The 20,983-nt window shown below is 58.8% G+C and carries 15 protein-coding genes; 3 read left to right on the plus strand and 12 right to left on the minus strand.

All coding sequences use genetic code 11. The annotated features are described in order from the left end of the window. Nucleotide 1 precedes the first annotated feature (1 nt). Genes GNX18_RS05085 through GNX18_RS05125 form a run of 9 tightly spaced genes read right to left on the minus strand, consistent with a single transcriptional unit; the run spans nucleotide 2 to nucleotide 7,893 of the window. On the minus strand, nucleotides 2-244 hold the full coding sequence (locus GNX18_RS05085) for a HypC/HybG/HupF family hydrogenase formation chaperone (protein WP_138236318.1): 243 nt from the start codon (nucleotides 242-244) through the stop codon (nucleotides 2-4). Next, a complete protein-coding gene (gene hypF, locus GNX18_RS05090) occupies nucleotides 235-2,604 on the minus strand; it encodes a carbamoyltransferase HypF (RefSeq protein ID WP_138236319.1) in 2,370 nt (789 codons plus the stop codon). The genes GNX18_RS05085 and hypF overlap by 10 nt, the downstream gene beginning before the upstream one ends. Further along, nucleotides 2,594-2,866, minus strand: a complete 273-nt coding sequence (locus GNX18_RS05095; RefSeq protein ID WP_138236320.1) for a hydrogenase/urease maturation nickel metallochaperone HypA — start codon at nucleotides 2,864-2,866, stop codon at nucleotides 2,594-2,596. The genes hypF and GNX18_RS05095 overlap by 11 nt, the downstream gene beginning before the upstream one ends. Next, complete coding sequence (locus GNX18_RS05100; RefSeq protein ID WP_166215863.1) at nucleotides 2,848-3,333, minus strand: hydrogenase maturation protease; 486 nt, start codon at nucleotides 3,331-3,333, stop codon at nucleotides 2,848-2,850. Before GNX18_RS05100 ends, GNX18_RS05095 begins: the two co-directional genes overlap by 19 nt. Continuing rightward, a complete protein-coding gene (locus GNX18_RS05105) occupies nucleotides 3,330-4,694 on the minus strand; it encodes a Ni/Fe hydrogenase subunit alpha (protein ID WP_138236322.1) in 1,365 nt (454 codons plus the stop codon). The genes GNX18_RS05100 and GNX18_RS05105 overlap by 4 nt, the downstream gene beginning before the upstream one ends. Beyond that, nucleotides 4,681-5,502: an oxidoreductase gene (locus tag GNX18_RS05110; protein ID WP_166215866.1), complete on the minus strand. Its 822-nt coding sequence runs from the start codon at nucleotides 5,500-5,502 to the stop codon at nucleotides 4,681-4,683. The genes GNX18_RS05105 and GNX18_RS05110 overlap by 14 nt, the downstream gene beginning before the upstream one ends. Continuing rightward, nucleotides 5,478-6,296, minus strand: a complete 819-nt coding sequence (locus GNX18_RS05115) for an FAD/NAD(P)-binding protein (RefSeq protein WP_166215868.1) — start codon at nucleotides 6,294-6,296, stop codon at nucleotides 5,478-5,480. The genes GNX18_RS05110 and GNX18_RS05115 overlap by 25 nt, the downstream gene beginning before the upstream one ends. Further along, nucleotides 6,293-6,775 (minus strand): cyclic nucleotide-binding domain-containing protein, encoded by a 483-nt coding sequence (locus GNX18_RS05120; RefSeq protein ID WP_166215871.1) that lies wholly within the window; start codon nucleotides 6,773-6,775, stop codon nucleotides 6,293-6,295. The genes GNX18_RS05115 and GNX18_RS05120 overlap by 4 nt, the downstream gene beginning before the upstream one ends. Continuing rightward, a complete protein-coding gene (locus GNX18_RS05125) occupies nucleotides 6,772-7,893 on the minus strand; it encodes a 4Fe-4S dicluster domain-containing protein (RefSeq protein ID WP_138236326.1) in 1,122 nt (373 codons plus the stop codon). Before GNX18_RS05125 ends, GNX18_RS05120 begins: the two co-directional genes overlap by 4 nt. Nucleotides 7,894-8,025: 132 nt before the next feature. On the opposite strand from GNX18_RS05125, the gene GNX18_RS05130 reads away from it, so the two are divergent. From GNX18_RS05130 to GNX18_RS05140, 3 genes are read left to right on the plus strand one after another with little or no spacing between them, the layout of a single operon-like run. After that, the gene (locus GNX18_RS05130) at nucleotides 8,026-8,574 is read left to right on the plus strand and encodes a GNAT family N-acetyltransferase (RefSeq protein ID WP_166215873.1); all 549 of its coding nucleotides are present in this window, start codon (nucleotides 8,026-8,028) and stop codon (nucleotides 8,572-8,574) included. Nucleotides 8,575-8,598: 24 nt separating this feature from the next. Next, nucleotides 8,599-9,597, plus strand: coding sequence for a type I glyceraldehyde-3-phosphate dehydrogenase (gene gap, locus GNX18_RS05135; protein ID WP_240914247.1), 999 nt, complete (start codon nucleotides 8,599-8,601; stop codon nucleotides 9,595-9,597). A 23-nt stretch (nucleotides 9,598-9,620) separates the two neighbouring features. Next, nucleotides 9,621-10,589, plus strand: coding sequence for a 1-phosphofructokinase family hexose kinase (locus GNX18_RS05140; RefSeq protein ID WP_166215876.1), 969 nt, complete (start codon nucleotides 9,621-9,623; stop codon nucleotides 10,587-10,589). A 33-nt stretch (nucleotides 10,590-10,622) separates the two neighbouring features. Here GNX18_RS05140 and GNX18_RS05145 read toward each other — a convergent pair whose 3' ends face one another. The 3 genes from GNX18_RS05145 to GNX18_RS05155 form a co-directional block, all read right to left on the minus strand. Beyond that, a complete protein-coding gene (locus GNX18_RS05145; RefSeq protein WP_166215879.1) occupies nucleotides 10,623-11,078 on the minus strand; it encodes an Hsp20/alpha crystallin family protein in 456 nt (151 codons plus the stop codon). A 117-nt stretch (nucleotides 11,079-11,195) separates the two neighbouring features. After that, entirely contained in the window at nucleotides 11,196-19,709 is an 8,514-nt protein-coding gene (locus GNX18_RS05150) for a GH36-type glycosyl hydrolase domain-containing protein (protein ID WP_166215882.1), read from the minus strand. A 122-nt stretch (nucleotides 19,710-19,831) separates the two neighbouring features. After that, nucleotides 19,832-20,821 (minus strand): universal stress protein, encoded by a 990-nt coding sequence (locus tag GNX18_RS05155; RefSeq protein WP_166215885.1) that lies wholly within the window; start codon nucleotides 20,819-20,821, stop codon nucleotides 19,832-19,834. Nucleotides 20,822-20,983 lie beyond the last annotated feature (162 nt).

Here is a 20,983-nt window from a genome sequence, read left to right on the forward strand (position 1 = left end):
GTTATTCCAGTTCATCCAGTTCCCCGATTTGGGCAAGGTATTCAAATACCCGCTGCGCTTCGCGCTCGTCGATCCGGCTGATGGCAAACCCGACATGCACGATCACGTAATCACCCACCTCGGCGTGCGGTACATAGGCAATATTGATGTCCTTGCAGATGCCGCCAAAACTGACGCGCGCCGTACGCTCCAGCGGAGAACCGTTGAGGACTTCCTCAATCCGGCCGGGGATTCCTAGACACACAGCGCACCTCCTTGGCCATATGCCTCTCTGCAATGTGCCATGCAACGCGCGTAATACAGCTGACCCAGGGCGATGCCGCCATCGTTCGGCGGCACCTTGCGATGGGAAAGGACCTGAAAGCCGTTCTGTCGCAAAAGCGCGGCGGTACTTTCCAGCAGACGCCTGTTCTGGAACACGCCTCCGGACAGGAATACATGCTGTTCACCGGCACGGTGCACTGCAGCCAGGGCCATGTGTGCAAGGGTAGTGTGAAATGCTGCGGCCCTGTCGGCGGAAGACGTAGGGTAATTTGGGGCGAGTAGTGACATTAGCAGCGGCTCCCAGTCCAGCGCAGCGGTTGTCTCTGCATCACCCTGGATCTGGAACGGGTAACACACATCGGTAACCGCTGGCTCCGCGGCGTACTCCACGGTCATGGCCGCCTGCCCTTCAAAGCTAACCGAATCCACCAGCCCGAGAATTGCCGCCACTGCGTCAAACAGCCGCCCCATACTTGAGCAACGTGGTGTATTGATGCCGCGTTCGAGCGCCGTGCGCACAATAGCCAACTCGCCGATGTCGAAAAGTTGCTGCAACCTTGGGTTGGAAAATGCCTTCTCGCCCAGGCATTCAAAGAGCAGCCCGGCGAGTACACGGCGCGGTTCACGAATCGCTTGCTCACCGCCGGGCAGCGGGAATTCCCGCAGGCGCGCAATGCGATTCACGCTGCCCTGGCCATTCCAGTGCAGGCATTCGCTGCCGTAAATGCGGCCACCGTCGCCAAAGCCGGTGCCATCCCAACAAATCCCCGCCGCAGCGCCACGAAACTGGTGCTCCGCCATGCAGGAAAAAAAGTGTGCAACATGGTGTTGTACCTGCATCGGAACCGCCGATCCTTCCCCGGCGTTGTGTGCATATCGATTGTGTGCGTGTTGGTTGTGAGCCCAGCGCGTCGATACATAACCAGGGTGTTGATCACACAACACGTTCTCCGGCTGCAAACCGTGAACATGTGCTATGTCGGCAATGGCGCGTTCAAACTGTTGCAGCGTAATGCGGTCTTGCAAGTCGCCAATATGGGGACTGAGGTAGGTGGTGTTGCCATGGCATACCGCCACGCAATTTTTAAGGTCTGCACCCAGCGCGAGCCACGGCTGTTCGTCCGCGGCGGCGTCCAACGGCAGAGCCAGACCAGCAGGAGCGTAGCCGCGCGCCCGCCGCAGCAGCACCGGTTGCCCGTCCATTACCCGCACAACAGAATCGTCCAGTGGGCGAAGAATGGCGCGGTCGTGAAGCAGAAAGCGGTCGGCAATGTTGCCGAGCCGGTGTATCGCCTCGTCGTTGTCAATGCAGATCGGCTCACCGGACAGGTTGCCGCTGGTGGCTACCACGGTTCGCTGCAGGGTCTGCAGCAACAAATGATGTAAGGGGGAACTGGGCAGCATGGCGCCGAGATCCGGATTTGCCGGCGCCACCGCGGCGCTGATCGATGCACGCGCTTCCGGTCTGGCCTTCAGCAGCAGGATCGGGCGCTGCGGGGAGCACAAACAAGATTCTTCCAGCTCGGAGATGAGACAGTCTGCGCGCAGGCGTTGAATATCCGGATACATCAGCGCGAACGGCTTGTGCGGGCGGCGTTTGCGCGCCCGCAGTTGTTCTACGGCAGCGGTATTAGCTGCGTCCACCAGTAACTGAATACCGCCGACGCCCTTTATCGCGACGATTTGACCCGTGGCAATGTCGGCGGCAGCCTGCATAAGCGCATCGTCTCCGCTAGCGAGAACATTGCCGAACTGATCCTGAAGCAGCAACCGTGGCCCGCAGTCCGCACAGGCAATGGGCTCGGCGTGAAAGCGCCGATCCGCAGGATTGTCGTATTCCCGCTGACAGGCCGCACACAGGTGGAACGGCTTCATGGCAGTGTGGGTGCGGTCGTAGGGCAAATGCTCAACAATACTGAAGCGCGGGCCACAGGCGGTACAGTTGATAAACGGATAGCGAAAGCGGCGATTGCCCGCATCGAAAAGTTCCCGCAGACAGTCGTCACAGGGGGCAAGATCCGGTGGAATCCCGGCCATCGGAGCAGAACCGGTTTCACTGGCGCGAATGCGAAAACCGCTGTCCTGCTGTAGTGGGATCGACGCACTGGAAAGTGACTCAATTTCCGCCAGCGACGGTTTCTCCTGCGGCAAGGCTTGCAGGAAGCGGCAAAGATCCACACTGCGCCCCTGTACCTCCACACTCACGCCCGTGCCGTTGTTGGCTACCCATCCGCTAAGCCCGCAATCCACCGCCAGGCGATAAACAAATGGCCGGAAGCCGACCCCCTGTACCAGCCCGCGTATATCGAGCAGCAGCCGCTGCGGGGTTTCAGCTTTCATCGGGCTGCTCGAATTCAAGACTGTCGAGGACAATGTCCTGTGCTTCCGGGTGATGGATATCCGGCTGCTCTTCAATGTGTAACCTCAGTCCGTGAAGGCTGGTACCGATGGTCGCCTGCTCAAAGTGTTCGCGCAGATGGTCTGCCGAGATATGGGCGAGTGCGCCCAAACGAAGCCTGACCGCAACCAGCCTGCCGCCTTCACCTACCGCGAGCCGATGGATTTTGTCGAGCAAGTTGTTGATCAGCGAGTGCTCGTGCATGGCGCACCTCCGTTGTGCGTGTTGATCAGTGCAAGGATTTCCTGCGCTACAATATCCGCGGTCGCCTGTACCGCCGCCGACAGCCCGGCGCTGATGGCAAAGTGCCCACCGCAGATCCCGTAGATGTCCAGGCGGAGTGGCATTGCCTGTACCAGGCGTCCCAGATCCAATGCTTCCTTCAAACTGAATCCGTGGCTGGAAGACGTGCAGTGACTCGGCAATACAGACGCCGAAAGCCCGTCGCAGCGCACAATTGCGCCAATCTCAAGGTCACTGGCATCAACCGCGTCGACCAGGCACACGCAACGGTCTCTCCACATTTCCAGCAGGTTCATCAGGTCACCGCCACTTTCAATACAGGGAACGGCAGGTTCGATGTAGGGCCGCAGTCGATCGAGTACGTAGGGGCCGACGCCGTCGTCGCCGCGAAAGCGGTGGCCGAGGCTGATTACCGCCCAGTTGCTCACGCCCCGCGCTCCACATTGTGTTCGCCGGGGTCTATTCTCCCCGCGGTATTGCCGCTGCCCGCCTTGTCCAGGTGCAGTTGCAGGAAATGGGTGGAGCAGGAAATACAGGGGTCGTAGTTGCGGATGGCTTGCTCACACTGCGCCTGCAAATTTTTTTCCGGCAGATGCATGAACTTCGGCAGCATCAGGCGCAGGTCATCCTCGATAGTTTTCTGATTCTGCGACGTCGGCGCGACAATTTTTGCCTCGGTAATTTTGCCCGCATCATCTATCGAGTAGCGGTGATACAACAGTCCGCGGGGCGCCTCGGTAGCGGCAAAGCCGGTACCGGCCCGCGGTGCTGTCGGCACGCAGGCAATGTCCGGCTTGCGGTAATTGTCGATAAGCCGCAGGGCTTCATCGAACGCGTAGAGGACTTCCAGGCTGCGCACCACAATGCTCTGGAACGGGTTGGCACAGAAGGGTGCAAAGCCGACGTCATCGGCCAGCTGACGCACCAGTGGCGAGAGTCGATCAAAGTTGAGGTTGTAGCGCGCCATCGGGCCGACAAAATAGGCCCCGCGCCCAACGAGGGTACTGTGCAGCGCACTGCTGTACTCGATGTGTTCCTCGCGGAAGTGCTGGTCGTACTCGCGCACCGGTATCGCCAGGCCGCGGGTCGAGACTATGGAACCGCGGTTCATTGGATATTCACCGGCATCGGAGAGTGCGACAAATTCGTATTGCTCCGATTGCGCCCGCTCGAATTTCGGAAACGGCAACGACGCGGCCCAGCGCACCGTTGCCATGGCCATGTCCCGCGCGCACAGCAGTTGCTCGCGCAGCGGCTGTAATTCGTTGCGTGTCGGCACGCGGTAAAAGCCACCGACCCGCACGTTGATCGGGTGCACCTCCCTGCCCCCCAGCAGGCTGACGATGGCATTGCCGGCCTTTTTGATGTTGAGGCCATCCTGCACCAGTGTCGGGTGGTCTTTGGCCATGGCCACCGCACCGGTGTAGCCGAGAAAGTCCGGTGCGTGCAGCATATAGATGTGGAGTGTGTGGCTCTCGATCCACTCGCCGCAATAGATCAGGCGGCGCAGCGCCTGCAGCTCTGCTGGTAGGCTCAACCCTAGAGCATCTTCCATGGCATGCACGGCGCTCATCTGGTAGGCAATCGGGCAGATACCGCAGATGCGCGCAGTAATATCCGGCGCTTCGAGATAGTCCCGACCGCGCATAAAGCCCTCAAAGAAGCGCGGGGGTTCGAAAATTTTCAGTTTTACGTCGTGAACACCGGCGTCGTCGTAGCGTACATACAGTGCCCCCTCGCCTTCCACCCGCGCCAGATAATCCACCTTGATGGTCTTACTCTTGGTCACGTTCACCTTCCTGCCGTCGGCTGGCTTCCGCAAACACCGGGGCGGCCGCGTTGAAGTTGCGCAGGTTTTCGATCACCTGCACCTTCTCCGCGCCCAACTCCTCCTGCCACCAGTGGCAGAGCGACGCCGTATTAGGGTTTTCTTTTGGGCCATAGCAACCGTAGCAGCCGCGAGTATAAGTGGGGCAGATAGCACCGCAGCCGGCATGGGTAACCGGCCCCAGGCACGGTGTTCCATGCGCGACCCAGACGCACACATTGCCGCGCAATTTGCACTCGATGCACACCGAGTGCGGGGGCACCTGGGGCGGTCGCCGGTGCAGAAAAGCGCTGATCACTTCCAGCAGTTGTCGTTTGTTGATGGGGCAACCCTGCAGTTCAAAATCCACAGGCACGTGGGCACTGATCGGCGTCGACGTTTTGAGTGTCTCGATGTATTCCGGGTGTGCATACACCGCGGCGATGAAGTCATCCACATCGGCGAAATTGCGCAGCGCCTGGATACCACCGGCGGTGGCACAGGCGCCAATGGTGACCAGTGTGCGGGACTGGGCGCGAACTTCGCGAATGCGCCGCACTTCATCCGGTGTGGTTATCGAGCCCTCCACCAGGGAAAGGTCGTAGGGGCCAGACTGCGGCGCACTGGACGCTTCCATGAAATATGCGATTTCTACCCGGTCTGCCAGTTGTAACAGTTCGTCTTCGCAGTCGAGCAGGCTCAGCTGGCAGCCATCGCAGGAAGTAAATTTCCACACCGCCAGGCGCGGCTTTTCATCAGATGTAGCTACAGCGCGCGCAGGTTGAACCACGATCGCACACTCCCATAACAGAATACCGGCCCGTCTTTGCACACAAAGTTGGGCCCCCACTGGCAGTGGCCACACAGCCCAGTGGCACACTTCATATTGCGCTCCATCGACAGGTAGATGGCGGATTCCGGCAGTCCCTTTTTCAGCAACGTGTGAATGCAGAAACGCATCATCACTTCCGGGCCGCAAAGAAAGGCGATGGTTCCTGCGCTTGAAATTCTCGCGGCTTCCAGTGGCTCAGTGATTACGCCCACCCGCCCTTTCCAGGCGCGATCCACATGATCCGCGTGATCCACGGTCACCGTAATATCGAAAGCATCCGCCCAGCGCTCGAACTCCCGATAATAGAGCAACTCCCGCGGCCGGCGCGCTCCGTAAAACAAGCGCACCCGGCGTGCGCCGTGGTGCCCATTGAGCAGCTGGTAAATCACTGGGCGCAGAGGCGCGAGGCCAAGTCCTCCCGCGATGATCAGCACCTCTTTTCCCGCGATAGTATCGAGGGGCCAACCGCACCCAAAAGGACCGCGCACACCGATCACGTCTCCCTTGTTCAGACGCTCGATTGCGCGAGTAGCCAAACCCTGACAGCGAATGGTATGTACATAGGCGTCGTCATCGTCCAGCGAGCCGCTCATGGAAATCGGCACTTCGCCAGCACCAAACGCGTACAGCATATTGAACTGACCCGCCGCAAACGCGGCGGGCCTGTTCCCTGTCGGTGTGCACAGACGCAGGGTAAAGGTACCCTCGAACTCATCATTGCGTTCATCGATGCGAAACAGCGTCGGGATCATTGCCCGCGATCCAGTGGCGGCCGCTGCAGACTGTAGACGTCCATCAGCTGCATGCGCGTGGCGCGCAACCGCTGGGTAACGATGCGCGCAAACCGCTTCATCAGCTCATAGCCCATGGCGGGATCCGTCTCGCATTTTTCCCTCAGGCACTTGCCGTCCAGGCGGATAGCGTGCACTTCATCCTCGGCGCGGGCGTCAAAGGTCCACATATAGGGGGGAAATAGCCACGACCAACCGAAGATTTCACCATCGTGCAGGGTCTGCAGGCAGAGCGCCCCGTAGTTCGGCACAAAGCATTCCACCGCGACCTGGCCATCCCGAATTAGAAAGAAGTGATCGGCCGGTTCATTTTCCCGTGCGATATACTCCCCCGTATTGTAGATGTGGTTTTCTCCGCATCCGGCAATGAAGTCCAAGTGTTTTTCCTGCATGCCTGCGAAGAACGGGTGTTCGTGCAGCAGCTGCGCCATGCCTTTCATTGGTTCTCCATTTCCCGTATACGCAATAACTCTTCCGTAAGGTCGATCCCGACCGGACACCAGGCGATACAGCGGCCGCAGCCGACACAGCCGGATGAGTCAAATTGGTCGTGCCAGGTTGCCAGTTTATGGGTCATCCACTGGCGGTAGCGTGAACGTGTATCTGCGCGTACGGCACCGCCCGTGATGTAGCTGAAGTCTGCAGTAAAGCAGGAATCCCAACGCTCCCAACGCTCGGCGTTTTCACCCGTGAGATCCGTAGTGTCCTCCACCGTCGAACAGAAGCAGGTCGGGCACGCCATTGTGCAATTGGCACAACTCAGACAGCGATCCGCCACCAACTCCCACTCCGGGCTTTCGTAATTGCGATACAGCAGATCTTTCACATCGGAGCTGTCAAAGCTTCTCGGCCCCTGCTCCATCTGTTCAGCGGCATGCTGGATGGATTTTTGTGCCAGTGCCTGCTGCCTCGCTTGCGCCGGCGTTAGAGGCAATTGCTTGAGAATATGTTCTCCTCGACCAGTGCCCGCGTCGATCAGAAAATAGTGCGCATCACCGTCCATGACTTCGGTCATGGTCAAATCGGCCGGCAAGGTTACTTCGGGCCCCGTATTCATCGAGGTACAGAAACAGGTCGCTGCAGGTGCGGTACAGTTCACCGCGATCAGCAGTAGTGGTTGGCGTCGCTTGTCATAATCGTCATTGCGGAATGGGCCCTCTAGAAATACCCGATCCTGAATCGCGATGGCGTGCAACTCGCAGCTGCGTACCCCCATAAACGCCAGCCGCGGTGCCATTTCTTCAATCGCAATGATCTGAACCCCGTTCGCATCTCGCTCAGCGCGCCACACCGGTCTGCGCGGAAGCTGCAGAAACTGTTTCCACGAGTGCGGGCCAGCCGCGTAGCCAAAGTAAGCGCCGTCACCGCGCTTCCTGAGTCGATACCGGCCTTTTTCCTGATCGTCGGTCCAGTCTCGAGGTAGATCGCTGACGCTATGAATGTCGTCGTAGACGATTGCACCATCTCGCAGAGTAGGCCCGATCAGGCGGTGTCCTTCCCGTGCGATGACCTGAATGAGTACATCCAGGTCATCTGCCTGCAGCAGGAACTTTTGCATGTCACCACGCCCTATCCCGCCGAAGATTAAGCACGAATTGCTACGGCGGTTTCGGTGGTAGCAAACGTGCGGAACTATTATTCAGGCAGAGTGTAGGAACTGATGGTCTGACTTGAGAGGAGACAGGTGACAATGTCGAATGAAAAGCATCGCGAGGCACTATCCAGAACGGTCACTGAAAAATTGCGCAATGGTCAGGTGGTGGTCATTCGGCCGTTAGACCGGAGCGATATTGACCTGGAGCGTGAGTTCATTACCAATCTCTCACCAGAATCGCGCCATTTTCGTTTTCTCGGTGGCGTCGGTGCGCCGAGTGAAAAGCTGCTCCAGCAGCTGACAGACATCGACCATGACCAGCGGGAGGCTTTTATCGCCACCATCGACGAGGATGGCCATGAAGTGGAGATTGGGGCATCCCGCTATGTCCTGGAGTCCACCGGTAAAGCTGCCGAGTGCGCGGTGGTGATTGCCGATGCGTGGCAGATGCAAGGGCTGGGAACACTGTTGCTGAACCGCCTGATCGAGTCGGCGCGCGCGCGCGGTATTGACCACCTCTATTCCATCGACTCGGCATCCAACGCAAAACTGCGCGAAGTGGCACGCAATATGGGCTGGGATTGCCGCACCGACCCGGAGGATCACACCCAGGTAATCTATACGCTCGATCTCACAGCCGTATAGCCGCACGCACATCAGGATAGAATGATGAGAATCGGCATTAACGGACTGGGACGAATTGGCCGGCAGGTACTGCGAATTGCCCTTGAATCACACCAGGGTGGACTGGAGGTGGTTCATGTGAACGACCTGGCCAGCGTGGATAACCTCGCCTACCTGCTGGAACTGGATACCACCTACCACACAAGGGATCTGGCGGTACACGGCGAAGACAATGTTTTGATGATTGACGGCCTGGCTATTTCCGTCAGCGCGGAAGAGGATCCTGCCCGCCTGCCCTGGGGCGAGAAAGGTGTCGATGTCGTATTTGAATCCACTGGTATGTTCCGCACCAGAGCGGGCGCCGCAAAACACCTTGCCGCCGGCGCCAAAAAAGTGCTGATATCCGCGCCCGGCAAGGGCATGCTCGACGGTCACTTCGTTGTTGGTATCAATGACCACCGCTATGACCGCCACAGACACAAGATCATTTCCACCGCGAGCTGTACAACCAATTGCCTGGCACCTGTGGCAAAGGTACTGGACGATGAGTTCGGTATCGAGCATGGAATGATCAACACCATCCATGCCTACACCTCTTCACAGAATCTGCTTGATGGACACAACAGCAAGTTCCGCCGGGGGCGCGCCGCCGCCGCCAATCTGGTACCCACAACCACCGGTGCGGCAGCAACCATTGGCCTGATTCTGCCGGCGCTTGCGGGCAAGTTGCACGGCTGCGCCGTGCGCAGTCCACTGAAGTGCGGTTCCCTGCTTGACCTCACCTGCACGCTGAAAAAAGGGACCAATGTCGATGAGGTCAACAACGTATTCCGACACTGGGCGGAAGGGCCGTTGAACGGCATCCTAGCGGTCGACGACCGGGAGTTGGTGTCGAGCGACATCGTCGGCAAACCGTACAGTGCGATTGTCACCACCAAAGATACGCTGATGGTGGGAGACCGATTTCTCAAGGTGTTCGCCTGGTATGACAACGAGTGGGCGTTTTCGCAACGCTGCGTGGATATGATTACGCGGATGCTGTAGCAATCCGCACGTTTGCCGCGCTTATGAGCATTGCAACCATTACTCTGAACCCCTGCATCGACAATACGGTGCGCGTTCCGCAGATCATTCCCGACTGCAAATTGTCGTGCACCAACGTGCGTGCCTATCCCGGAGGCGGAGGTCTTAACGTCGCACGTGTCATCCACCGGTTGGGTACCGATGTGCACGCCTACTGGACCTGCGGTGGTGAGAATGGTCGGCGTCTCGCCCAGTTTCTCGATGATGAGCATGTCCCGAACACACCGGTCCCGATCAGCGAGTCTGTGCGGGAGAATCTGATTGTGCAGGAAGAATCCAGCGGAAATCTGTTCCGATTTGGCATGCCCGGCCCCCTACTCTCTGACACGGAGCGCGACCGCTGGAAACGCCAGGTTCGCGAGATCCCCCCATCCTCTGAGTTCGTCGTATTCAGCGGCAGTTTGCCGGAGGGAACACCGCCAGAGTGGTACGGCGAACTGTTGCGCGCTGTGCCCGCTGGAATACGAGTGGTCGTCGACACAAAAATGGCCGCGCTGCGCCATGCACTCAAGGTTGGTGTCTACCTGATCAAACCCAACGTGCGCGAAATGGAAGAGCTGGTTGAGCACGAACTACGCGATGACGCCGCCATCGAGCGTGCGGTGCGCGACGTAATCGAGCGCGGCGGCGCTGAAGTTGTAATCCTGTCCCAGGGCAGAGCCGGAGTGCTGCTCGCGACCGCAGACAGACTGGAACGGATAAGCGCGCCGTCGGTACGCTTGCGCAGTAAAGTCGGGGCCGGCGATGCGGTGGTTGGCGGATTGCTCGCTGCCCTGTCCCGCGGCAAGGCGCTGCCCGACGCGGCGCGATTTGGTGTGGCCGCCGGCGCGGCCGCGGTCATGACAGAGGGCACCGAACTCTGCCACCGCAAGGACGTCGAGCGACTGTACAGAATGATGAGATCAAACAAGAAAAAGGGCCATGCTGGCCCTCATTTCCCTTCGAGCGAATGATGCAGAAAGCAGCCCAGAAGCTACTGCCTGAATCTACTGAATGTTAATCCGCTTTGGTTTCGAGACTTCCCGCTTGCCAATGGTCAAGGTAAGTACGCCATCCTTTCCCTTAGCGGAAATATTTTCCGGATCCGCGGTTTCAGGTAGGTTAAAACGTCGGTAGAAGGTGCCATGAGAGCACTCTGTGCGCATGTAACCTTCCTTTTTCTCTTCCTTTTCCCATTTGCGTTCGCCGCGTATTACCAGGCAGCCATTGTCGAGGGTGACCTCAATATCCTTCGGGTCCACGCCCGGAATGTCGGCTTTTACCAGGAAGTGGTCGTCTTCTTCCATCACATCCACGGATGGCCGCCACTGATGGCCCGACATTTCACCTTCTTCATCAAATATCGAAGGCCAGCGATCTCCCATGGCCCGTGTAAGCTGATCGAAATCGTCCTGGAAACGATGCCAGATATCCGTTGGTCTTCTGCTGGATGGTAGTTTCATTTGGTTCATTCCTCAGTTGATCGGGGGCCTGCCCCGGCAAGTTGGCTGACGAAAAAATTATAGGAAAACACATCCGGTCTCCACATACCTGGTGCGCACACGGCCGCCAAATTTCCGCTATCCGGCGCGATCTGCCTGTGCGGTATCAAACACGCACACGACCTTGTGGGTCGCACCATCGTCGATGAGCGAGATATCCCCGGCGGGTACGTTTTCTCCGTCCACAGTCAACGCGGTGATTTCACCCAACGCCCCACCGCAATGTTGCACCTCGATGTGGTAGCGGCTGTTTCCGAAGCGCAGCGAGAGCTGGTACTGATTCCACGATTGCGGCAGGCAGGGCTGGATTTGCAGTCGGTTTCCGTCGCAGATTTTTATACCCAATAACGCTTCCAGGGCGCCGCGATACAGCCACCCGGACGCACCGGAATACCAGGTCCAGCCGCCGCGGCCGACGTGAGGCGCCACACCATATACGTCGCCGGCCAGTACATACGGCTCAGTGCGATAGCGCGCAACACCCGCCGCACTATCGGTGTGGGTTATCGGGTTTATCAGGCTGAACAGGTGGTGCGCACGCTCGGTGTGGCCGAGACCTGCGGCGGCCCATACCGACCAGGTGGCGGCATGTGTGTACTGGCCGCCATTCTCGCGAATGCCCGGCGGATACCCCTTGATATAGCCAGGATCTTTTTTTGTTTTATCGAAGGCGGGTTTCAGCAACAGGATCTGCCTTGCATCTTCCTGAACCAAATGCTCATAGGCCGACGCCATGGCCTCTCGCGCGCGCTCGGTCGGCGATTCCTGAGACAGTACCGACCAGGTCTGCGCGATCAGATCAATCTTGCACTCGTCGCTTTGCTTGGAACCGACCGGTGTACCGTCGTCGTAATAGGCCCGCCGGTACCAGGCGCCATCCCAGCCACTGTCTTCCACCTGCTGGCGGAAGTTCTCGCCGAGTCGCCGGTAGTAGTCAGCGAGGGCGCTATCGCCGATGTGTTCGCACAGAGGTGCCATGTCGCGGCAAACCCGCAGCAGAAACCAGCCCATCCACACACTCTCACCGCGACCGGTTGTACTAATGCGGTTGAAGCCATCGTTCCAGTCGCCGTTGCCAATGACCGGTAAGCCGTGTGGGCCGACCGCACTCGCTCTTTCAATGGCGCGGCAACAATGCTCATAGAGGGAGCCGGATTCGTCGCTGGTATCGAAATCTGCATAGCGCTCGTGCTCGTCTTTCTGCAGTGGTGCGCCTTTGAGATAAGACACGGACTCGTCAAGGATCTCGTAATCGCCCGTGTGGCGAATGTACTGTGCGGTAACGAACGGCAGCCACAGCAGATCATCGGAACAGCGGGTGCGCACACCACGCAACGGATTCTCATGCCACCAGTGCAGTACATCGCCGTCCTGGAACTGGCGCGACGCAGCGCGCAGGATATGTTCACGGGTCCATTCCGGATGCGTCCACAATAGTGCTTGCACGTCCTGCAATTGATCGCGAAAACCAAATGCCCCGCTGGACTGATAGAAGCCACTGCGTCCCCACAGCCGGCAGGCGAGCGTCTGGTAAGGCAACCAGCGATTGACCATGAGCTCTGTGGCTTTGTCCGGAATCTCGACCTGTACACTGCCGAGGTAGTCTTCCCAGAATTGTTCGAAGGCCGCGCCTGCCGCTTCCGCCCGCTGTGGTTGTCGAAATTCCTGAGCGAGTGCCAGTGCGTGGGCGCGGTCTGTCCCCTCGCCCATCACAAAATACACCTGCTGGGTTTCTCCCGGGCCCAGATCAATGTGCACCTGGTAGGCGGCGCAGGGATCGCCACCGCACTGCACACGCCCTGAGAGTCCGATGCGGAAGAGCGCCTGTGGCGCTTCCAAACCAACCGCGTCGCCGAGAAATTCGTGGCGGTCAGTGGTCAATCCATGCGGAGGCAGATTGGAGGTAAGAAACGCTACCCCGGGTTTGGTATCGGGCACGAAGGCATTGCGGGCAAGAAGCGCGGCCGTTTCGGCATCGTATTCGCACACGAGATATGGCCAACTGTTCGCTCTGACCAACCCCTGAACCCACTCCACGTAGTATGTGGCGGTGAGCCGGCGCGGCCGATCCCAGCAGTTGGTGAGCGTCAGGCGCCCAATTTTTACCGGTGCTTCACGGTCCACTGTTATCCGCCAGATCTGCACAAGACCGTGGCTGTTGTGGTGGTATTCCGTATAGCCTGCACCGTGGCGCACCTGGTAGGCACCGTCGCCAGGGCGCGGCGCCGGTGTGGGTGACCAGACCTCTGCGGACTCCTCATCCCGCAGGTACAGCACTTCTCCGCTGGGATCGCGTACCGGATCGTTGTTCCAGGTAGTCAACCGGTGCTCGCCGCTGTTGCCGGCCCAAGTGCAGCAGGAACCGCCCTCCGACACCAGGCAACCGAAGTCCGGATTGGCAATCACATTTACCCAGGGCGCCGGTGGGCGCTGACCCGGCTCCAGGTGCAGAATGTACTCGCGCCCATCCGCGGAGAAACCGCCGAGCCCGTTGTCGAACTGCAGATCCTGTGGGCGCACCAGCTCAGGTGTTGTTTGCGGCGCATGATCGGCGGGCCCTACGGGCACAAAAGGAGGAAGTGGTTGTTTTAGCGCCTGCCAGGCAGTTTCGGCTTTTTGCAACTGTGCGCGCACCGTACCCGCGCCGGAATCCAATACCACCCGCGCAGCCGCGAGCAGTTGAATACGAGCTTCTCCAGACAACTCCTGCCCCGGTACCATGACCACAACACCTGCCAGCTTGCGCAACGTGCGCCCGCGAACCTCCACAATCCGCTCCTGCAACCGATCGCGAATCTGCTGCTCGTAACCAGCCGACTCTTCGTCGATGATCACCAGGTCAATACCCACACCGCGCCCACACCAATAGGTATGTGCCTGCAATATTGGCTCCGCAAAATCGAGTTCATGAGAATTGCGGATATGAATTAACAAAATTGGGTTATCGCCGGAAATACCCCGGCTCCAGAGCGCGGGCTGAATATGGCGGCTGTGCGCGAGCACCCGGGACGGCGCCCGCAACGTTGACACTGGCGCAAGCACGGCCGACAGCAGATCCGCCATCCAGCGCATTTCACCGGCGGTGATATGAAGATTGCGCAGCTCCTGTTCAGACTGCATGCGCGCAAGATCAAACACCCAGCGCGCTTTCGGCCTTGAGCGATAGCCACTCAGCATCGACAGCAGTTCTCGGCGGGACTTGCTGATACCGGTCAGGTACACGACCTCAATTTCCGACTGGGGTGGAATCACCACTTCCTGTGCGGCAGCGATGACCGGATCGAGTACAGGCCCGGTCGTGCCGCTGAACCCCATCAGACCGTCCCGCATCGCTTTGGGATCCGCGGCGGTGCCGCCGCGTCCGAGAAAGCGCACGCGGTCTGTTTCCCACGCGAGTCTGTGGCGCACACCCGACTGAACCAATACGGAATGCGCAAGATAAATCGGTTTTTCGTTGCTGCCGCGCGGACGGCGCCGGTAGATCATCACCTGCTCTTCCGGCAGGTACTGGCTTTCCACAAACAGCTTGGCAAATGCGGGGTGCCGCTGATCCTCGCGCTCCGGCGCCAACACCACCTCTGCAAAATCAGCCAACAACAGGCGGCGCTCACGATTGCTCTCATTCTTGATGATCAGACGGCGCGCTTCCACATCGTGCTGTGAGCTCACGGCAATGTGCATCCGGCAGAAAAGTTCTGCTTCGCGGCGCTGGAATTCGACACTTTGCGGTGAAAAATGGGCGGTGCATTGGCCTTGTTCGGCGCCGCATGGCGATTGGCCGACAGAGAACAGGTGATCACTATCAAGATCGCGCACATAGCAGAAACGCCCCCACTGGTGGTGCGTCGGATCGGGTTGCCAGCGCGTCAGCGCGATGTTGTTCCAGTAAGCACCGCCGGCGCCATCGGCGGCGAGTACCAGGGAATAATGCCCATTGGAGAGCAGGTTGTATTGCGGGAAGCCCCGAGCCGGCGCGGCCGCCCAGGTTTCCAGCACCACTTCACTGTGGAAGCTGCGCATGACCCCCGGGCGACGCCAGGGCGTGAGAGCCTGCGGCGCAACCGGCATGCGCTCATGCAGCAGCGGTGTGATACCGGCAATGCGCACGTCGCTGTGGAAGCGACGCAACATAATGTCCCCGTGAAGAAAGTTGTTTACCGCCAGTAAAATCATTCCCTGGTGGTGGCTCATGTACGAGCGCACTGTGCGCGCGCGCCGCGGTGCCGGTTTGGCGGTGCGGCCAAAATCAATCGCCTCATGCAGCCCGAACTGGCCGTACCCTCCATGGCTGCGCAATTGCCGCAGGTTTGTCATCACCCGGTCCGGACAAAACGGCAACGCCATCATGGAAGCATAGGGTGCGATCACAAGTCGCTCGCCGAGATCCCGTTTAAAACCAATACCGGGCACACCAAAAGCGCGGTACTGATAGTGCAGATGGCTGTCGAGCTCATAGAAGCCCGATTCGGCAATCCCCCAGGGCACCCCGAAGCGGTCGGCAAAATCTCGGTGAATATCAATGGCATTGCGACAGGCTCGCCCCATCAGGCTATGATCGGGCGTTTCCATCAGGAGCCGCGGCATCAGATACTCAAATAATGTAGCGCTCCACGACATCAACGCCACCCGCCGCTGAATGTGGCGGAAAGGACGTTCCAGATGCCGCCAGTGCCGCGCGGGGATATCACCCTTGGCGATGGCGATGAACCCGGTCAGACGGGATTCGGAAGCCAACAAATCGTAATAGTTGGGGTCTAGGGCTGCGTCGTTGACGTTGTAGCCGATATGAAACAGGTGGCGATCCGAGTCGTAGAGGAAAGCGAAATCCATTTCCTCCGCCCAACCCACCGCCCGCGCAGCAAGCCGGGAAATATCACGACGGTAGCGCCCGGCGCTGTCTTGTGCCACGGCCAGTGCGCGCTGCATCTTGTCACACCAGGCATCGGTCTCTTGTTGTGCATGGTCACCAGCGCCGGCAAGCTCCCGTTGCAGCGCCCGCAACTGGTCTCCGGCACGTGTACAGACCGACGCCAGCGACGACAGAGTGATCGGCCCGCGCAACGTATCCGCCAGCGCCCGGAAATTCTCCGCAGTGAGGCTGCCCTCCTCCCGGCAAGCACGCGGCGGCGCAGCCAGCAGCCGTTGCCAGGGTTCGAGATTGTCCTCATAGCGCCTGGCGGCCACGGCATGCTGATGTAGTTCGTCGAGCCAGTGACGCAAACGCCCCAGGGATTCCGCACTGAAATCTTCATCGCGCTCGATCATCGTCAGGACCCGGTCCTGCAGCGAGGGCACTTCCTGCTCATAGACATCGTCAATAATTTTCCACCACGGATCTCGCTCGGCGCGCACTTCCAGACGGGCGCGCAATCCGGTGATCGTTTCGACAATCTCGCGCACTTCGACGGCCGCCGTATCTGGATCAGACGGCTGCAGCGTCTCCGCCACAATACCCAGGGTATCGGCGATACCCATCACTAACTGTCGACCGCTCAATTCCGTGTTGTGTAAAGAATTGAGGCCACTGGCAAGAGCCAGCAGACTGCCGGCGAGATTTCCGCTATCCACCGTGGATACGTAGCGCGGATTCAGTGGATGCAGCTCGCGGGTTTCATACCAGTTGAGGAAATGTCCCCGGTAACGCTGCAGGCCACGCATCCGCTCAAAGCTGTTGTTCAGACGAGCCAGCAGTTGTGTGAGGTCGAGATAACCAAAGTCATAAGCGCTGAGTGTGGCGAGGAGCCCGAGCCCGATATTGGTCGGGGATGTGCGTCGCGCGAGCACCGCAACGGGTTCTTCCTGGTAGTTATCCGGAGGGAGCCAATGATCATCCGGCCCCATGAAATGTTCAAAAAAATACCAGGTGCGCCGTGCCAGCAGTCGCAATTCCTGGGTGTCTTCTTCGGAGAGATCCGGTATGGCAATTTTGTGCGGGCGATTAATGCGCAGCGCCAGCGACGGCAGTAACAACCACACGAGAAGTAGCGGCGCCGCCACCAACAGGCTGGCGGGGGCGGAAACTGCCAGCCAGACTATGATGCCCACTGCCAGTACCGGCGCTATCCAGAGTTCACGCCAACACTTGATGGCCGCATTGTTATTCCCGATCGCTCTGTTTATATGCGCGGCCGACGTCCACTGCAGAAGATGTTTGTGAGAGATACCGAGCCGGTACAGCGTTCGCACAATGGCGTCGAGCGAGTTCAGTGACTGAACTGGAAGCAGCGCCAGCGACAGCAACCAGTGCAAGGCGCGTTGGTGCAACGCGGCGGGCCCCGCGCCCAGATGACGGCGTACGCGGCGCGGATCGGCCACACACCGCCACAGTAAAGAAAGCAGTTCAAGCCACAGCGGTGCGGCGGACAGCAACAGCAAACCACATGTCCAGCCCCAGGCCGTGCCGGGCAGGACGCCGCTCCAGGCCAGAACGAACAGCAGTAGCAGACTGGGTGCTTCCAGGCTGCGACGCAGATTATCCGCGACTTTCCAGCGGTGAATAGCGGGTAGCGGATTCAGTATTTTCTCGCCACCTTCAATACTGACCCGCTTGCACAACCAGGGCAGCAGTTGCCAGTCGCCGCGAATCCAGCGGTGCGAGCGACGCAGCAGCGCGAGTATGTTCGGAGGGTACTGCTCGTAAAACACCGAATCCGAAAGCAGTGCGGCGCCGCCGATGGCTCCTTCGAGCAGATCGTGGCTCAGGATCGCATTCTGCGACAACTGCCCGGCCAGGGTGCCGGAAAACACCCGTGGATCGTAAATGCCCTTTCCGGCAAATATTGCTTCGCCGAACAGGTCCTGATACGCGTCAGAGACCGCGTGCGTGTAAATATCCACAGTGCGGTCACCGGAGAAAATCTCACTGAAAACCGTATCCGCAGCGCCAACGGGATCTGTTTCCAAGCGCGGCTGCAGGAAACCGTGGCCTGCCACAACCCGGCGACTGCACTCATCGATGACAGCGTGGTTCAACGGATGCGCCATGGTGGCGATAAGCCGTGCCGCTGTACCCGGCGGCATTTGGCTGTCGGCATCAAGAGTGATAACAAGCTGAATTTTTTGCAGTTCATGCCGGTCACCGGTACCACTGATGAAACTGTGATCCTCGTGGCCTCGTATCAGGCGATTGAATTCCAGCAGTTTGCCGCGTTTTCGCTCCCATCCCATCCAGCAGTTTTCCGCCGGGTTCCAACGCCGTTCACGGTGCAATAACAGAAATGGCGCCCGGCCCTCGCTGTCGGAATAACGTTGATTCAGGTTGTCGACCGCTTCCCGTGCGGCCTGCAATAGCACCTCGTCTTTGTGGTGAATCTGGCTTGGTGCATCGGAAAAGTCGCTCAGCACGATATACACCAGGTTTCGATCACCATTATTGAGGTAATTGATTTCAAGGCACTGCAGTACCCTTGCGATGTCTTCTTCATCTGCGAACAATACGGGCATGACCACAGCTGTGCGATACTCTGCCGGAACGCCCCGTTCAAAATCCATCTTGGGTAATTTACTGGGAGGGAGGCCGTGGGTTATTAACCCATTCAACAGCGCCAGCGCGACACCTACCAGCAGTACTCCCGCCGCCGCAAGCGTCAGCAGTGCAATGTGGGGGGCAGTGCCTTTGCCAATCAGATACACTGCCAGCAAGACAATGGGCGGAACAGAAAACAGGGCCAAGGTGCCGAAATAGAAGCCGGATGGGTGGTCAAGTAGCTTTTGATGAAGCCGCTGATAGGGCTCGGCGTGGTAGCCGACCGCCTCTTCCAACACCGCGCGCCCTTCACCGATCAGGTAATAGCCTACGTGACGCCGGCGCACATCCTCCGTTTCCTGTTCGCACAGCCTGAGCACCTGCTCGGCGACGCGATGCTCCGCCAGCGCGCTGCCGCGAGAGAGCATCTCGACGACACCGCGATACTGGTCTCGGGTTTCGAAATCCATTTTGTCGTAAGCGCCGGTAGGGTCGGCTGCCAGTATTCGTTCAACGCGACTCAGGGATTCAACGAATTTTCGCCAGTCGTGGGTACGCAATTCGCGAAGACTGATAACCACGCTGGCGATGCCGACGCTTTCTGCATCGGCTCCTGTCTCAACCTGTGTAAGTGCCACGTCGGCAAACTGTACCAGCTGATCCAGCAGGCTCAGGCGCAGTAAAGCCGCCAGTGCCCACAGTTCGCCAGTGGTGAGAATGCACTCGTTCTGATAGAAGTCGACAAGTTCGTATACCGTTTCAAGATCCAGCGGCTGCCGGACAGGACCAATCAGTGCCACAGCGAGCGCATGTGCGCGTAGATCCACCCCACCGTCTTCGGCGGCAATCTTGGGTAACTGCCGGAGATACTTGCGCGGCAGAGATTCGCGCACGAGTTCGAGGGCTTCCTGCACGACATGGCGGTTATCCAGCAACCACTCTTCGCTGCGGCTTCCTTTTTCACCACTCTCCACACGGGCAGACAGACGCTGATAAATACGCTGAAATTCCTGTTCCAGACGCCGTAGTTGTGTGCGCAGAGGGTAGTAGCGTGCGGCGGAAACCAGGTGCCGGTGGCGCCGCGACAAAGCCAGGATATCGGCATGGCGTTGGCGGTCATCATCCACGGCGGGATCATTTTCCCTATCTGCGTCTACAGAGACCGGCGGTACCGGGCTTCGGGATACATATTTGCGCGAGAAAAATTTGCGCGCACGGCTGAATCGGTCAGATTTTCCACGGCGCAATTTCATGAATGTGCAGAACCATCTTGTGCAAGTGCCAAATGGGACTGCTGGCAGAACTCACCGCCGGTGCGCAACGACTGCAACTGGGCATCGGGCAAGTCCTGAAAAACGAGGACCGGAAGATTGCTTTGACAAATAACCGTGTGGCAAAGCGTTCCTGTAACCTGTTGCGCGCCGGTGTGCCAGTCGTGGGCGCTCATGGCGATCAGATCAACCCCCTCTTCAGCCGCCGTTGCGTATATACGTTCGGCAACATTCTGCGCAATTAGAAGCCGCGGTCGCACCTTAATACCATTTTTCAACTGATTGGCAATCTCTTCCAGATATGCCTCGGCGGCACGTCGGTTACACTCGACGAATTTCTCGCGTGTTGCATGTTCCTCACGGGTGATTGGCATTCGCCTCGGCATTTCCGGTACCGCAATTACCTGCAGCAAAATGATCTCTACTTCCTGTCCTCGCATAAGCGAGGCCACATGGCACGCTACCCACTCCGAACGAGGAGAACCATCCATGGACACCAAAATACGCTTGTAAGCCGTTTTCTCTTCCGCCAGGGACGCTTCCCCCGGCCGCACAACCAGGAAAGAGCGACCGGCACCAGAAAAGACCTTCTGCGCCGTGCTGCCGAAATCGAAACGGCTGATACCCCCTTTCCCGTATGCTGTGATTACCACAAGGTCGATAGAATTTTTTTCACAGTATTCAACGATCTGCTCCGCAGGGCGCCCCTCCACAATGGCCAGCGTCACATCAACGCCCTGAGCGGTAATTTTTTCTGATACCCCGTTCAGATAGCTGCGTATTTCCGCCCGTCGCAAGCGCCAGTCTACGGGGTCGGCACAGTGTTCATCGACATGTGAGGGGGGTTTCTGCACATGCAACAGGTGGATATCAGCGCCGCATTGACGCGCCAGTGAGATTGCATGGGTTATGGCCTGTTCAGCCAGTGCGGAACTATCCAGCGGCAACAGTATGTGCTTGAAAGGCATAGTGGCTCCCCCGAGCGAATCGGCAGCAATATCGTCGGTGACAAGTTTTCTTCAGGTATGACACAGGCGCCGGCGGAGTTATACGAGCATGTCCTGCTCCGTTTATACCGGTGTCCAGTATGTGAAATGCGGGAAATCAAAACGCGCTTAGAGCTTAGCTCG

Origin of the sequence: Microbulbifer sp. SH-1 (genome assembly GCF_011326135.1) — a bacterium.
GTDB classification, from domain to species: Bacteria; Pseudomonadota; Gammaproteobacteria; order Pseudomonadales; family Cellvibrionaceae; genus Microbulbifer; species Microbulbifer harenosus.